Origin of the sequence: Desulfovibrio sp. Huiquan2017 (assembly GCF_017351175.1) — a bacterium.
Lineage (GTDB): Bacteria > Desulfobacterota > Desulfovibrionia > Desulfovibrionales > Desulfovibrionaceae > Pseudodesulfovibrio.
Genome location: NZ_JAFMPN010000016.1, coordinates 26,052 through 40,363, shown reverse-complemented (window position 1 = coordinate 40,363; position 14,312 = coordinate 26,052). Strand labels below are relative to the sequence as shown.

The window sequence follows — 14,312 nt, the reverse complement described above, 5'->3', positions numbered from 1 at the left end:
GAATCGGCATGAAGAAATATCAGGTTCAGGCGACCTCTTCGTCGCCCTATATCAATTTCGACCCGGACAAGATGTTCTTCGAGATCCGGGGCGAATCGTACCCGGAAAATTGCTGGGCGTTCTATTCCCCCATGTTTGACTGGTTCAGGGAGTTCCTGGGCGGTATCAACGGCACTCCCGTGGAGATCGACATGGAGATCATCTATTTCAATTCGTCTTCGTCCAAGACGTTCATGGACTTCTTCGAGATGCTCGACGAGCAGGCTTCGGCGGGCAAGAATATCGTGGTCAATTGGCGCTATCACGAGGAGAACGAGTCGGCTATGGAGTGCGGCGAGGAGTTCATGGAAGACGTGGACGGCATCCGGTTCAACCTGGTCGAATACAGCGACACGGTGACCTCATGAACCCGGCGCACATCAAGACATCGCTGCGCAGCCTGATCCCGCTCGGCCAGCCCGTGTTTCTTTGGGGCGCGCCCGGAGTGGGCAAGAGTCAGGTGGTGGCCCAGGCCGCCGAGGAACTGGGCCGGGAGCTGATAGACATCCGGGCCGTACTCCTCGATCCGGTCGATCTGCGGGGGCTGCCCTCGGTGGATGGTCCGGTGGCCCGTTGGAATCCTCCCGCATTCCTGCCCCGTGAGGGCACTGGCGTGCTTTTCCTGGACGAGCTGAACGCGGCCCCCCCGCTGGTGCAGGCCGCCTGCTACCAACTGGTGCTTGATCGCCGGGTGGGAGAGTACGAGCTGCCCGAAGGGTGGTCAGTGGTGGCCGCCGGAAACCGTGAGACCGACCGCGCGGTGACGCACCGCATGCCCTCGGCCCTGGCCAACCGATTTGTGCATCTGGATTTTTCCGTGGATGTCAACGACTGGCTGGCTTGGGCCGAACAGGCCGGGCTGGGCCGCGAGGTGCTCGATTTTATCCGCTTCAGGCCCAATCTGCTGCACGCCTTTGACCCTAGGCGGAACGAGAAGGCGTTCCCTTCGCCGAGGTCCTGGGAGTTCGCGGCCCGTATTCTGGCCGCCAAACCCGACCCGGAGGTGGAGCTGGGGTTGCTCAAGGGGACAGTGGGACCGGGCGCAGCCGTGGAGTTCGCCGGGTTCCTGCGCATGTTCCGCCAACTGCCCGACCCGGACGCGGTCATTAGGAAACCCTTGACGGCGGTTATTCCCGAAGAGCCAGCCACCCTCTATGCCTTGTGCGAGGCTCTGGCCCGCAAGGCCGGGAAGGACACGGCGGAGAACATCGTCGAATACGCTTTGCGCCTGCCTTCGGAGTTCGGCGTTCTGCTGGTCAGGGATGCGGTCAAGCAGCACCGTGAGGTGGTCGACACCCCATCGTTCGGGCGTTGGGCCGAGGCCAACTCGGCCGTGCTTTTGTAGGCGGCCATGGACGCAGCCCGTAGGAAATTGGCCAAGGCGCGTACTGCGCTGCTGCTGGAGCAGCCGTTTTTCGGCTCCCTGTGCCTGCGCATGGAGCCGAGACCGGACCCGACCTGCGCCACGGCATGGACCGACGGACGCACCCTGGCCTACAACCCGATCTTTGTCGCGTCCCTCAAGGATGAGCAGGTCCAGGGGCTGATGGCCCACACGGTCATGCACCCCGCCTGCCAGCATCACGTCCGCCGGGGGCAGCGTGACCACGCCATGTGGAACACCGCCTGCGATCACGCCATCAACTGGATTCTGATGGACGCGGGCATCAGCTTGCCGCCCAAGTACCTGGACAATCCCGCCTATCACGGCCTGACCGCCGAGGAGATTTACGTCCAGTTGCACACCCTCCGATCCGAGGAGAACCGGCCGGTCCTGACCGAGGGAAACAACGACTCCGATGAGGAAATGGAGACCGAGGAGGCCGAGTCCGCAGAGGGAAGCGCTCAGGACGGTGACGGTCAAGACGACGGCTCCGGCGGTGAAGCGGACGGCGACGGCGGCATGGACGACGGCTCGGCCGGGGACGAACCCGGCGGGGACGATGTCGAAGCCACCGGCGACCCCGGCGGTTCCGGGGAGGTTCGGGACGGTGAGGACCAAAACGACGGCGGCGGAGCCGGCGATCCGGCCACGGATGAGTCTTGGGAGCTGGCACTGGCCCAGGCGGCCCAGGCGGCCCGCGAGATCGGTGATCTGCCCGGCGGCCTGGAGCGGCTGATCAACGACGTGCTCAACCCGACGGCGGACTGGCGTGATCTGCTTTCACGGTACATCTGCGAGCGGGCCAGGGACGATTACAGCTGGACCCCGCCCAACAAGCGCTTTTTGCATCTCGATTTGATCCTTCCGTCACTGTCGCACCGGCGGCTCCCTGAGATTGTCCTGGCCATGGACACCTCGGGCAGCGTCGCCGGGGCGGAGATGGATCAATTTGCCGCCGAACTTACCGGCATTCTCGAAGAGTTCGATACCACGGTTCATGTGGTCTACTGCGACTCGGCCGTGGCCGGGACAGACTCGTTCTCCCGGGGCGACCTGCCCCTCGATCTGACTCCGGTCGGGGGCGGGGGCACGGACTTTCGCCCTGCCTTTCGGTGGGTGGAGCAGGAGGGGCTGGACCCCGGCTGCCTGATCTATCTGACCGACCTGGAATGCCTCCAGTTCCCGGAGCGGGAACCGGATTATCCGGTTCTCTGGGCCAGGGTGGGGCAGGGGGAAAAGACCCCGCCGTTCGGAGAGATCATCGAAATATCCTAGGAGGAACCATGAAGATCCATTGGGAAATCGCCAAGAAGCGCGGCAACCACCGCCCGGTTCTGAACTACACCCTCGAACTGGAGCCGTTCGAACGGGAACTGGCCGTGCCCAGGGTTGTGCTCGACTCGGCCATTTCCAAGCCGCCGTCCGCCTGGCGTTCGTATTGCTATCCAGGCGAGGACGAACGGGCGGGCGCGGAGCTGGACTGGTATCGGCTGATGACCCCGTCGCACAAGGACGGCAAAGTCGAGGCGAAACTGACCCTGGCCTGGCGGGAGCCGGGCAATCGGTTCGCGGACGTGACCGCCGCCTTCGAACTGCTGCGGCAGTCGTTTGAGGCGGCCCTCAAGTCCGCGCACGACAGCGCGCCCCTGGACTTGGTGGAATCCTTGGACCTGTCCGAAGTGACCCGCGATTACATCGTCAGCAGTGTGGCCAGGGCCAAGATCCTGGCGGCGGTCGGCTTTTAGGCCGCAGCAAACCGAATCATCGGAGAATCCTCCCCATGTTGAAATCAGCGGAACAGGTTTTCATCGAATACCTCAAAGAGAACAAGCTGCCCCTCACCCCGCAGCGCAGGTGCATAGCGGAGATATTTCTTCAAACCGAAGGACACTTTTCCGCCGAGAGGCTGTGCGAACTGGTCAGGCTGATCCTGCCCAACCTCGGCCAGGCGACCATCTACCGGACGTTGAAGCTTTTGGTGGACTCCGGGCTGGCCGAGGCCATCGACCCCGGCGACGGGGTGGTCCTGTACGAACACGGTTATGGCCACGAGCACCATGATCATCTCGTTTGCCGGAAGTGCGGACGAAAGGTGGAGGTGCAGGACCCGGTAATCGAGAAGCGCCAGGAGGCCCTGGCTTCAATGCACGGCTTCAATCTCATCCGGCACCGCATGTATCTTTACGGCGAGTGCCGCGATTGCCGGGAGACCGAGTGACACGGAACGGCTCGCGCCAGACGGTGAAAGCCCCCATCGCGTTGAACGCGGCGGGGGCTTTCTCATGGAGGAGGGCTTGCTATTTTTGCGGTTTCCCGGCGGGTTTGGTGTTCACCGGCGGTGGGGTGGTTTTTTCCGCGTCGTAGTTGCTGAACATGGACTTGAAACCGCGCTTCAGAAATTCCTTGGGGTCGTGCTTGCTGTTTATGCCTCGGGGTTCCATCATGCTTCTTTCCTTTGTTTGGGGAGCGTGTTTTTTCCCGGCGGTACCGGATGTTCCTTCGCGATACACTCGGAACACAGCCCGTGGATGACGCATTGGTAGCGGAAGAGGGTGAATCCCTGCTGCCGGGCCGTCTCCTGCTGTATGCATTCCAGGTACGGGTTTCGGATCGGGATGTTTTTCCCGCAACGTTCGCAGATCATCCGGCAGGACTGGTCGCCCATGGGCTCGTAGTAGGTGATGCCGTCCCCCCGGTGAATGCAGCGGGCTATCCCCGCGTTGCGCAGGTGTTTGACCGTTCGGTATATGGTCGACCGGCTTATGTTGTCGTCCATGTCCTGGACAATGCCCAGCAGGTCGTCGGGGCTGACCTTGTCCTGACCGCTCATGAACGCCCTGAAAATGAGCATCCGCTGTTGCGTCAGTTTGAGGTTGTTGCTGCTCAGGTACTTGCGAAATGATTTTAGTGATTCCTGCATGGTTTTCCCGCCTGTGCATTCCTGGCACAGATTGTATTGACACTCGTTCTCAGTTGCTTCGGCTTTTCCCGAGTGTTTCCGACCATAGTTGAAACTCATCTCCAATTGGTTGTTTTTGTTGACCCTTGGTTGTCTCAAGCATATCTTTGATAGCGAATTTCATTATCAATGGCAATAAAAAGGTGGAACATAGAGGGAAGATATGTCTTCGGAGAAAACGCTTAAATCCGTAGGGCCGGGGGGCAACGCAGTGGTCGTTGCCATAGCGGCCGGTTCCAGGGCCAGGACCCGTCTTGAATCCATGGGGATCATCCCCGGCGTGCTAGTGGACGTGGTCGCCAACGGCGGAGGGCCCATGCTCATTTCCGTGGGGGAGGGGCGCGTCATGGTGGAGCGCGGCATCGCTGAAAAGGTCATCGTGGCCTGATCGCCCGCTCGATTTTTTTCAATTCATTAAGGGGGTAGTATGACTCTTGACGAACTCCAGCCGGGAATCTCCTGCAAGATGACCGGGCTGACAGCCTCGGGTGCGCTCGGACAGCGTCTCATGGACCTGGGGTTTTACCCCGGCGCGGCCATAGCGATTGTGCGCAATGCGCCGCTGGTCGATCCCGTGGAACTCCATCTGGATGGGTATCATGTCTCCATCCGTCACAACGAGGCGCGGCATATTGAGGTGGAGATCTGATGACTTCTGCACCTATCCTCGTTGCCCTTGCGGGGCAGCCGAACTGCGGCAAATCAACGGTGTTCAACCTGCTGACGGGCGCTCGCCAGCACGTGGCCAATTACCCCGGCGTCACCGTGGAGAAGAAGACGGGTTCCTTCTCCATCGGCCAAACCAGGGTCGAACTGGTTGACCTGCCCGGCACCTACAGTCTGACGTCCTACTCCTTGGAGGAAAGGGTGGCCCGCGACTTCCTGTTGGGCGACAACCCCGGCGTTGTGCTGGACGTGGCCGATGCCTCCAACCTCAAGCGCAATCTCTACCTGACCCTCCAGCTGATTGAGATGGAGGTCCCGACCATCCTCAACCTGAACATGATGGACGTGGCCGAGCGACGCGGGCAGAAGATCGACATTTCCGGGCTGGAGGAGATCCTGGGCATTCCGGTGGTCCCCACCACGGCCAAGAAAGGGGTGGGGCGGGAACAGCTCCGGGAGGCCATAGCCGGAGCGGCTGGTACGACCCGCGAGTCGACCTTTCACGTTGATTACGGCCCCATGGAGCCCTATATCCTTGCACTGCTGGAGCGGCTCAAGGAGGAGCCGATCCTCAGTGTGCAGTATCCCCTGCGTTGGCTGGCCGTGAAGCTCCTTGAAAATGATGCCGAAGCGATCGACCTGCTCAGGCGCAACCATCCCGACGCGGAGCGGATTCTCGAAGCGACCGAAGAATCGCGCAGGAAATTCGCGGCCGAGGAGGGCAACGAAGTCGAACGGCACATCGCCTTCACGCGCCACGCGACCGGCGCGGCCATCGGCCGCAAAGTCGTGACCATGCCTGTCGAGAAAAAGCGGAGCCTCTCCGACCGGGCCGATAGATACATCTGCAACCGATACCTCGGGCCGGTCATTCTGGTGGCCATCCTGATGGTCCTATACCAAGTGGCCATCGTGTTCGGCAATTGGCTCGCCCTGCAGGTCTGGCCCGCGTGGGGGGCGCTGGAGGATTTTGCCGCCGATGTCTTGCCTGCCGCCGGGTTCATGGACGACCCGCTACTCCGGTCCCTCGGGCTGTGGGTGGTCAAGTCCACCACAGCCATCCTGAACTACCTGCCCATCTTCTTCCTGTTGTTCTCCCTGATCGCCATACTGGAGGATAGCGGGTACATGCCGCGCATGGCCTTCATCTTGGACCGGCTCTTTCGCCGTTTCGGGCTGCATGGCCAGTCCACGCTGCCTATGATCCTGGGAGGCGTCTACGTGGGCGGCTGCGCTATTCCCGGCGTCATGGCCACCAAGGCCATCCCGGACGAGCGGGCGCGCCTGGCCACGATCATGATCGTGCCCATGATGAACTGCCTGGCCAAGGTGCCGCTGTACCTCATCCTCATCGGCGCCTACTTCGCCGATGTGGGCGGGTTCGCCATGTTCTTCATCGCCACGGTGACTCTGTTTATGGCCCTGCCCGTGGCCAAGCTGCTGACCCTGACCGTGTTCAAGAAGCATTCGAGCGCACCGTTCATCATGGAGATGCCGCCCTACCACATCCCCACGGTGTCCGGCGTGCTGCGCCGCGCCGTGGAACGAGTCTGGCTCTTCCTGAAGAAGATTGTCACCGTAGTCGCCGCTGTGGCCGTGGTGGTCTTCGTCCTGATCAACTACCCCGGCCTGACCGACGCGCGGAAGGTCCATTTCGCCGAGATCGAGACCAAGGCGGTGGACGGCTTCATGGCCGCCGTGGAGAAGACAGGCTATCAGGGACAGATCCTCCGTGACGACGTTCTCTCGATCATCCTCTTCAACGAGGCGCTCAGACGCGCCAAGCAGGGGGTCACGGACCAGGATAAGTCGAACGTCATCAACCAGAGCTTCGAGGCCCGGAACCCGGTCTACTACGCCGTGGTCAAGCGCGTGGGGAGCGACGGCAAGGCTTTGAACCGGGCCATAAAGAAGGTCGACAAAGTGCGCAAGCAGGTGCGCCGCGAGGCCCGCGCGGAGCGGTTCGAGACCAGCTTCCTGGGCATCGCGGGGCGTGCGCTTGAGCCGGTCACCCAATGGGCCGGGTTCAACTGGCGCATCAACATCGCGCTGCTGTCGGCCTTTGCGGCCAAGGAAAACTCGGCGGCCACCCTCGGCTCCATCTACGGCCTCGACGGTTCCCAGTCCGTGCAGGAGTCCATGAAGGCGGGCGAATCCGGCTTCACCGCCCTGCACGCCCTCGCCCTGATGCTGTTCATGGCCCTGTACCCGCCTTGCGTCCCGACCTCGATCATGGTCCGCCATCAGTCGAACTCGACCAAGTGGATGCTCTTCTCCATCGGCTACCAGACTCTGCTCGGCCTGTTCGTGGCCAGCCTGGTCTTTACCGGTGGGACGCTGCTCGGGCTGAGCGGATTCCAGGCCATGTGGGCCTTCTACGGCCTGTGCGTGGCCGTCACGCTGGGTCTGGGGCTGATCCCCACGCCCGAGGAAGCGGAGGCATCCCCCGTCATAACCACAACATGCAAAAACCACTGCTCTTAAGGAGGAGCGAATAATGAAAAAACTGATGATTGTCCTGACCCTGGCCTCCCTGCTGGCATTCGCCGGACAGGCTTTTGCCCACAGCCCGCTCATGAGCTGCTTCGATAACGGCGACGGAACCGTCACCTGCGAAGGCGGGTTCTCCGATGGCTCGTCCGCCTCCGGTGTGAAGATTCATGTCACGGACGGCAGCGGCAAATCCCTGATCGAGACGAACATGAATCAGGACAGCGAGGTCACCTTCAAGAAACCCGCAGCTGGGTACATGGTCATTTTTGACGGCGGCGAAGGCCACACCGTTGAGGTCAACGGCACCGATATCGTCGAATAGGAGGTATGCGCAGGCGGGTACCCGTCCAACTGCGCTTTTTTTTGAGGATACTGGAGAGAATAACAATCAATTTCAAAAGAGAGGAGTTTTTGATGAAAAGGAAACTGACCTGCCTGCTGGCCGCCTTGGGCGTGCTGATGATCACCGGGACCGCCATGGCCCACTTCATGATGGTCTACACCCCGGAGATAGCGTTGTCTGAAGGCAAGGATCTGGATATGCGCATCGTCTTCACCCATCCCGCCGAGGCGGGCCACACCATGGACATGGGCGGAGTGCAGGAGTTCTACGTCGTGAAGCAGCGCGGCGACGCCGCCCCCAAGAAAGTGGATCTGATGTCCTACGTCAAGGAGATTACTTGGAAGAACCCCGGGTCCTCCAATAAGGCCTATTCCGCCGTCATTCCCAAGAAAGAAGTGCGCTCCATGGGCGATTACATCTTCGTCATGAAGCCGGGCTACTACTTCGAGAAGGAAGAGGGCGTGTACATGCAGCAGATCACCAAGCTGATCCTCAACGTCGGAGGGCTTCCGGGCAACTGGGCCGAGCCCGTCGGCCTGCCCTGCGAGATCGTACCGCTGATCAAGCCCTACGGCCTCTGGACCGGCAACGTCTTCAAGGCCCAGGTCCTGTCCGAGGGCAAGCCCGTGGCCGGTGCCGAGGTCGAAGTGGAGTACCTGAGCCACATGCCCGACCTGAAGACCAACTCCCTGCCCGAGAAGTCCAGCGTCGAATACCCCCACGACAGCCTGATAACCCAGACCATCTTCTCGGATGCCGGCGGCTACATCACCTTCGGCGTTCCCAAGGCCGGATGGTGGGGCTTTGCGGCCCTGGGCGTCGGTCCCGAGACTCAGCATGACGGCAAGGAAATGAGCCAGGACGCCGTCATCTGGGTCAAGGCCGTGGACATGAAATAACCCACTCCGCAACACTCTCCCTTTGCGGAGAAATCCTCCCAGAGGTGCGGCGGCGCGATGCCGCCGCACCGTAAGGTTTCAAGGCGGTGCCATGAGTAGGAATCCGGATACGAGAAGCGTGGGACCCGACGAGATATGCAAGTTCAAGGTCTGCGATGCGGTGCGGATGACCATGCACCAGTTCGCTGAGTTCTTGATTTGCAGCATCGACGTCAAGGACCATTGCACCAATCGTCACTCGGAGAAGGTCGCCCTCGTTGCCCGGGGTATCGGCCTGAAGCTCGGGTTGAGCGCCAAGCAGGCAGACCTGCTGCATGTGGGCGGGCATCTGCACGACATCGGCAAGGTGGGCGTCGGGGACGCCATTCTCAAGAAGCCCGGCCCGCTGACCCGTTCTCCCGGTGGACGCGGCGGGGCGGACCCGCTGCACGCCCTGGTGGGCTGGTTTGGGAGAACCTCTCGTGCCTGGCCGTCGCTTTGAACAGATAACCGGAGGTATCGACATGGACACAGTCATTGCCGTCATCGTCATTCTGATCGCCGCGTTTTTCGTTGGCAGAAAAATCTATAGGCAAGCAACGGCCAAGGGCGGGTGCGGGGGCGGGTGCGGATGCTCCGGCGGCTCCGGCGGCAAGGCTGAGGACTCCTCCGGCTCCTGCGGCGGGTCCTGCTCTTGCGACAAGGAGACGTAGTCATGCAATCAAGAGAGTTCAGAGGCCTTCTGGGGATGGCGGCATTGCTTGTCCTCCTGGCGGTTCCGGATCTGGCCTCGGCCCATTCCCTGTACATCCTGTCCGGGCGTCACCGGGTGAGCGAGGGCAAGAAGTCGCCCCTGTTCTTCTGCTACGGGCACCATTTCCCGGTGGATGACGGGGTGCGCGCGGCCAAGCTCGCGTCGGTGTCGGTGCATGCGCCCGACGGCGCGGTCACGCGGTTCGGTCCGCGCAAGGAGACCGGCCTGCAATCCCGGATGGTGGAATACGCGAAGCCCGGCGTCTACGTCCTGACCGCCGAGACCACCCCCGGCTATTACACTAAGTGGGTCGACAAGAAGGGCCGGAACAGGAACACCGTCAAGCCAATGAGCGCCATCAAGGATCAGGCCTCGTCCGTTGTCACGGCCCTGTATTCCAAACAGTGCGCCAAGACGTACGTGCGTTGCGGCGAGGCGGACGGCATGTTCCAGGCCCGCGTGGGGCTGCCCCTCGAACTCGTCCCGGTCCAAGATCCGACCGCGCTGAAGCCCGGCGATGTCCTGACCTTGAAGATATTTATGGACGGCCAGCGGTATTTCGGGCCGGGCCACATCGACGCCACCTACGACGGCTATTCCACCGAGGCCGAGGATCTCTACCTTCCTGTCAGCGAGACCTCCGGCGACACGGTGACCCTCTCCCTGGACCAGCCGGGGCGGTGGTTCATCCGATACTATGTCAAAACCCCGGCCCCCCAGGGGGCGAAGGGTGATTATTTGCAACAGAAGCGTACGGCCACGCTGGTCATCCTGGTTCCGAACGAACGCAGGCGGCCCCGGCCTGACCACCATTGATCCGGTTTCGGCCGGACCGTCCAGGAGAAGACATGCCCACGCTTGATAGACGGTTCCTCTTCGGCTGTATCCGGCCCGCAGCGTAGCGGGCCCGGCAGGCGGCCCTGCGCCGCCCGTGAGAACCACAGAAAACCACGAGGTAACCGTGAGCAAGACTCTGATTGTTTTTGGATCCACCACCGGCAACACCGAAACCGTCGGCGACGACATCGCCAAGATACTTGAAAAGAACGGTCACAACGTGACCGTCGTAAACGCGGCCAGTGTCACCGTGGAGAATATGGCCGAGGGCTACGATTGCGTGTTTCTCGGCAGTTCCACCTGGGGCGACGATGACATCGAATTACAGGATGACTTCGTCCCCGTGTTCGAGAATCTCGAAAGGGCGGGGCTGAGCGGCAAGCGCGTGGCTGTTTTCGGGTGCGGGGATTCCTCCTACACGCACTTCTGCGGCGCTGTGGACGCCATCGAGGAGAAGGCGGAGCAGCTGGGTGCGGTGCTGCTCGGTGATTCCCTGAAGATCGACGGCGATCCGGATTCCGGCGAAGTGGCCTCTTGGGTCGAGTCGGTTTTGGCCTCCATGTAACATTCCCTCCCCGCCGGGACGGTCCCTCTGTGCATGCGGACGTTTTTACGCCGAGATATGGTAGGGCCAATGATGGTCGGAACAGCGTCTCGAACCGTCCTGGCGGAACTTTTCCTCCTCCTTTTCGCTTGTCCGGTGCGGGGGCACCCACATGTCTGGGGGGACGAAATTATCGTCTGTCCCGGGCCGGAAGACATCCGGATGCGTCCCGGCACCGTCGGCAGGGTGTCGGCCGTATTTTTCTCCATAGGCCGCGACATCCTCTGGACCGGAGTCCTCGCCGTTTCCGGCCAAAACCGCAGGGCGGGAGATTTGGCCTCAGCCTTTCTATCCCTGGCCGGGGTAGCCATGGCCTGCCTTGGTGGTTTGCTCTTGTACACCAGCCTGGGCAACCGTTGGCCCGGCTTCCGGAGCAGCCTCTCGTCCTTTGAGAATGGAATTCAGACTCGCGGCTGTACGCCTTCCGGCGGATGGTGCATAGGGATACCAGAGCGGCCCCGTTGGACGGGTCCGCGAAGAGGACGGACATTTTTTGCCCGTGTGTTGGAAAAGGATATGATGTCGAACCTGGATCTCCTGTTGGGCATCCGCAGCCACATTGGCATCGGCAGTCCTGTGTCGGGCAGGCTCAAGACGGGCCTGGTCGCCCTGGCCGATCCGAAGGCCGTGGAATATGTTCGGGTAAACGGGTTCGGCCCGCCGCGCGGAGAATTTTTTCCCGGCGTAAAGCGGACCCGGTTCAATCCGCTGCCCCGGAGCATGGCCATGGAGTACGACAGGATCGTCATCGAACCGGAGCTGCCGCATCGGCTGTTTTCCGGCGGGAGTGACGAGGAATTCGAGGCATCCGCCAACCGGCTGGCGGATGCTTGCGACATCGATCTTACGGTTTGCCGCCAATGACGGCGGCCATGCCCGTGGCCGGAAACGCGTCCAGGCGGAAGCCTGGCGGAACAAGGAGGATCATATGAGTTTCGGTAAAGTAGCCATATTCGCGGCCGGAGCCGTTGTCGGCGGCGTCATCGGGTACGCGGCCACCAGATCCAAGACCGTTAAGAAGGCCACCAAGTCGACCATCAAGGCCGGACTGAAGGCCAAGGAATGGACGGTCGATACTTACAAGAAAGCCAAGGACGAAGTGGCCTCCATGGCCAAGGAAGCACGCAAGGGCGGCACGGACGTCCCTGAAGTCCAGGACGCCTGATTCGGCGTCCTGCCGACAGGCTCCCCGGACGGCGGCCGCCGTTGATAGCGGTGCGCCTGCGTGGTTGAAGACGGCCTCTTTCTTCGGAAAGGGGCCGCTTTTTATTGTTGTCCGATTTCCCGCGAGGCGGCCCAGGCGGCCGCGCCGAGGATGGCGAAGGTGTTGCCGTTGTGGATGGCCGCCGCCTGGATGGGGGAGACCAGTCCCGCACCGGCGGCGAGCAGCAGGGCGGAGTTCACGCCCACGCCCGCGTTGAAGCAGTTGCGCAGGATGAGGTGCGCCCGCCGGGCCACAAGAAAGGCCGTGGCCAGGCCGGACAGGGAATCCTCGTTCAGGACTATCTGGGCCGAGTCTCTGGCCAATCCTGTGGCCCGCGACATGCACACACCAACATCCGCGGCGGTGAAGGCCGGGGCGTCATTGACGCCGTCGCCGACCATGGCCACTTTGTGTCCCGACTCCCGAAGTTCTTCCACGATGCGGGCCTTGTCCTCCGGGGTCAGCCCGGCGTGCACCGAATCCACGTGGGGAAAGCGCTCGGCGAACGCTTTTGCCGTGCCTTTATGGTCGCCGGTCAGGAGGACAACCCGCCGCGCGCCGTTTTCCCGCAGCCCTGCCACCACATCCGCCGCCTCTGGGCGGATGGTGTCCATGAGGGCGATCATGCCCAGGAGTACGTCGTCGCGTGAAATGAAGACCAGGGATTTGCCTTCGGCCCGAAGCCGTTTGGCCTGTGCGTCCGCCAGGGAGCAGTCCACGCCGCAGTCGTCCTGAATGAAGTGGTGGCTGCCCACCCGGATCAGCGAATCGCCGACCATGCCGCTGACGCCGTGGGCCACGGACAGGTCCACGGATCGGGCCTTGGGCGGGGTGAGTCTTCGCCGTGTGGTCTCCCGGATCAGGGCGCGCCCCATGGGATGGCCGTAGCGGTCCTCCACGGCGGCCGCCGAGCACAGCAGGTCGGCTTCGTCGGTCCCATCGCCGGTGAAGATGTCGGTCACGTCCAGCTCGCCCAGGGTCAGGGTGCCGGTCTTGTCGAAGACGAAGCAGTCCGCCTCGCCCAGGGCCTCCAGGCCCCGGCCCGACTTGATGACCACGCCCTGCTTGGCCGCCGCGTGCATGGAGGTCTTGACGACCAGCGGGGCGGGAAATTTCACAGCGCAGGCGAAGTCGACGGTCAACACGGACAGGGCGCGGCGCAGGTCGTTCGTTGCCAGGTACAGCCCCGCGCCCAGCCCCAGCGTGATGGGGGCCAGCCTGTCGGCCAGCCGGCTCGACTGGATCTCCCGTTCCGACTGCTCGGACACGGCCCGGGTCATCAGTTCGGCGATGCGGGCCATGTCGGTTTCCCGGCCCGTCCGTTGCGCCCTGATCCGGATTGTACCTTCCACCACCACGCTGCCGGAGGAAACCCGGTCCCCTGCGTCCAGGAGCCTGGGGGCTGACTCGCCGGTGATGGAGCTGTTGTCCACCAAAGCCTTGCCCCGGACGATCTCGCCGTCCACTCCGACCAGCTCTCCCGAGCCGCAGACCACGATTTCGCCTGTCGCAACTTCGTCGAAGCCCACGGACACTTCCTGCCCGTCGCGTTCCACCCAGATGGAATCCACAGGGGCGGCGATGAGCCGTTTCAGCAGGGCGTTGGATTTGTCGTCGGACAGGGTCTTGAGATATTCGCCCAGCACGACCATGGCCGAGATGGAGGCGGCGGTGGCGTAGTCGGCGCGCAGCAGGCTGGCCCCGATGGTGGTCATGTCCAGGACGCGCACCTTCAGCCCCTCGTTCACCAGGGTGTCCACTCCGCGCAGGATATGCTGTAGCCCCATGGCCGTGGCCACGGCTGCCTGGGCCGGAAGGGGCAGCAGGGGCAGGAGCAGCGCGCCGTTACCGGCCGCCAGGACGTCGATCAACCGTCGCCGCGTTTCCGGCGGCTTCAGGCCGCCGAAGGCCTCTGCCGGGATGGACGGAAGGGTCTTCAAAAGCGTGTCGCGGCTGGCCGGATCGCCGTCGTGCTCAACAACGAAGGAGCGCCCCTGGGGGTTGACCCGTGCGTTGGTCACCCCTCGCAGGTTGCAGAGCCACGCTTCCAGGTATTCCGGCCTGAGCCCCGGATCAAGGAGCCGGTTCCACCGGAAGCGGATGCGGTTGTCCGTCTCATGGACGATATGCGGGGGTGCTGCGGTGCTCACG

At 62.5% G+C, this 14,312-nt stretch carries 19 protein-coding genes; 16 read left to right on the top strand and 3 right to left on the bottom strand.

Features of this window, described 5'->3' with window-relative positions:
* Nucleotides 1-8 precede the first annotated feature (8 nt).
* The 5 genes from J0909_RS14425 to J0909_RS14405 are packed head-to-tail and all read left to right on the top strand — an operon-like array spanning nt 9 to nt 3,641.
* Entirely contained in the window at nt 9-407 is a 399-nt protein-coding gene (locus tag J0909_RS14425; RefSeq protein ID WP_207263898.1) for a DUF1987 domain-containing protein, read from the top strand.
* Nucleotides 404-1,384, top strand: coding sequence for an AAA family ATPase (locus tag J0909_RS14420; RefSeq protein ID WP_207263897.1), 981 nt, complete (start codon nt 404-406; stop codon nt 1,382-1,384). The genes J0909_RS14425 and J0909_RS14420 overlap by 4 nt, the downstream gene beginning before the upstream one ends.
* Before the next feature lie 6 nt (nt 1,385-1,390).
* Nucleotides 1,391-2,698, top strand: coding sequence for a vWA domain-containing protein (locus J0909_RS14415; protein ID WP_207263896.1), 1,308 nt, complete (start codon nt 1,391-1,393; stop codon nt 2,696-2,698).
* Nucleotides 2,699-2,706: 8 nt separating this feature from the next.
* On the top strand, nt 2,707-3,168 hold the full coding sequence (locus J0909_RS14410) for a hypothetical protein (RefSeq protein WP_207263895.1): 462 nt from the start codon (nt 2,707-2,709) through the stop codon (nt 3,166-3,168).
* A 35-nt stretch (nt 3,169-3,203) separates the two neighbouring features.
* Nucleotides 3,204-3,641 (top strand): Fur family transcriptional regulator, encoded by a 438-nt coding sequence (locus J0909_RS14405; RefSeq protein WP_353616781.1) that lies wholly within the window; start codon nt 3,204-3,206, stop codon nt 3,639-3,641.
* Between the two features lie 79 nt (nt 3,642-3,720).
* On the opposite strand, the gene J0909_RS14400 is transcribed toward J0909_RS14405, so the two are convergent.
* Both J0909_RS14400 and J0909_RS14395 read right to left on the bottom strand, forming a co-directional pair.
* A complete protein-coding gene (locus J0909_RS14400; protein WP_207263894.1) occupies nt 3,721-3,867 on the bottom strand; it encodes a hypothetical protein in 147 nt (48 codons plus the stop codon).
* Nucleotides 3,864-4,343 (bottom strand): Fur family transcriptional regulator, encoded by a 480-nt coding sequence (locus J0909_RS14395; protein WP_207263892.1) that lies wholly within the window; start codon nt 4,341-4,343, stop codon nt 3,864-3,866. The genes J0909_RS14400 and J0909_RS14395 overlap by 4 nt, the downstream gene beginning before the upstream one ends.
* Nucleotides 4,344-4,545: 202 nt before the next feature.
* On the opposite strand from J0909_RS14395, the gene J0909_RS14390 reads away from it, so the two are divergent.
* The 11 genes from J0909_RS14390 (at nt 4,546) to J0909_RS14340 (ending at nt 12,122) form a co-directional block, all read left to right on the top strand.
* Nucleotides 4,546-4,770 (top strand): FeoA family protein, encoded by a 225-nt coding sequence (locus J0909_RS14390; RefSeq protein WP_207263890.1) that lies wholly within the window; start codon nt 4,546-4,548, stop codon nt 4,768-4,770.
* A gap of 39 nt (nt 4,771-4,809) precedes the next feature.
* Nucleotides 4,810-5,031, top strand: coding sequence for a FeoA family protein (locus tag J0909_RS14385; protein WP_207263889.1), 222 nt, complete (start codon nt 4,810-4,812; stop codon nt 5,029-5,031).
* Nucleotides 5,031-7,532 carry a ferrous iron transport protein B gene (gene feoB / locus J0909_RS14380; protein ID WP_207263887.1) on the top strand — a complete coding sequence of 834 codons (2,502 nt, stop codon included), beginning with the start codon at nt 5,031-5,033 and terminating at the stop codon, nt 7,530-7,532. The genes J0909_RS14385 and feoB overlap by 1 nt, the downstream gene beginning before the upstream one ends.
* Before the next feature lie 13 nt (nt 7,533-7,545).
* Nucleotides 7,546-7,863, top strand: coding sequence for a hypothetical protein (locus J0909_RS14375; protein ID WP_207263885.1), 318 nt, complete (start codon nt 7,546-7,548; stop codon nt 7,861-7,863).
* Nucleotides 7,864-7,955: 92 nt separating this feature from the next.
* On the top strand, nt 7,956-8,783 hold the full coding sequence (locus J0909_RS14370) for a DUF4198 domain-containing protein (protein ID WP_207263884.1): 828 nt from the start codon (nt 7,956-7,958) through the stop codon (nt 8,781-8,783).
* A 91-nt stretch (nt 8,784-8,874) separates the two neighbouring features.
* Nucleotides 8,875-9,264, top strand: coding sequence for an HD-GYP domain-containing protein (locus tag J0909_RS14365; protein WP_207263883.1), 390 nt, complete (start codon nt 8,875-8,877; stop codon nt 9,262-9,264).
* 22 nt (nt 9,265-9,286) lie between these two features.
* Nucleotides 9,287-9,475, top strand: coding sequence for a FeoB-associated Cys-rich membrane protein (locus J0909_RS14360; protein ID WP_207263882.1), 189 nt, complete (start codon nt 9,287-9,289; stop codon nt 9,473-9,475).
* A 2-nt stretch (nt 9,476-9,477) separates the two neighbouring features.
* The gene (locus tag J0909_RS14355) at nt 9,478-10,332 is read left to right on the top strand and encodes a DUF4198 domain-containing protein (protein WP_286182047.1); all 855 of its coding nucleotides are present in this window, start codon (nt 9,478-9,480) and stop codon (nt 10,330-10,332) included.
* A 145-nt stretch (nt 10,333-10,477) separates the two neighbouring features.
* Nucleotides 10,478-10,918 carry a flavodoxin gene (locus tag J0909_RS14350; protein ID WP_207263881.1) on the top strand — a complete coding sequence of 147 codons (441 nt, stop codon included), beginning with the start codon at nt 10,478-10,480 and terminating at the stop codon, nt 10,916-10,918.
* A gap of 555 nt (nt 10,919-11,473) precedes the next feature.
* Nucleotides 11,474-11,821, top strand: coding sequence for a hypothetical protein (locus tag J0909_RS14345; RefSeq protein ID WP_207263880.1), 348 nt, complete (start codon nt 11,474-11,476; stop codon nt 11,819-11,821).
* Nucleotides 11,822-11,885: 64 nt separating this feature from the next.
* Entirely contained in the window at nt 11,886-12,122 is a 237-nt protein-coding gene (locus J0909_RS14340; RefSeq protein ID WP_207263879.1) for a hypothetical protein, read from the top strand.
* 101 nt (nt 12,123-12,223) lie between these two features.
* Here J0909_RS14340 and J0909_RS14335 read toward each other — a convergent pair whose 3' ends face one another.
* Nucleotides 12,224-14,311, bottom strand: coding sequence for a heavy metal translocating P-type ATPase (locus tag J0909_RS14335; RefSeq protein ID WP_207263878.1), 2,088 nt, complete (start codon nt 14,309-14,311; stop codon nt 12,224-12,226).
* Between the last annotated feature and the right edge of the window lies 1 nt (nt 14,312).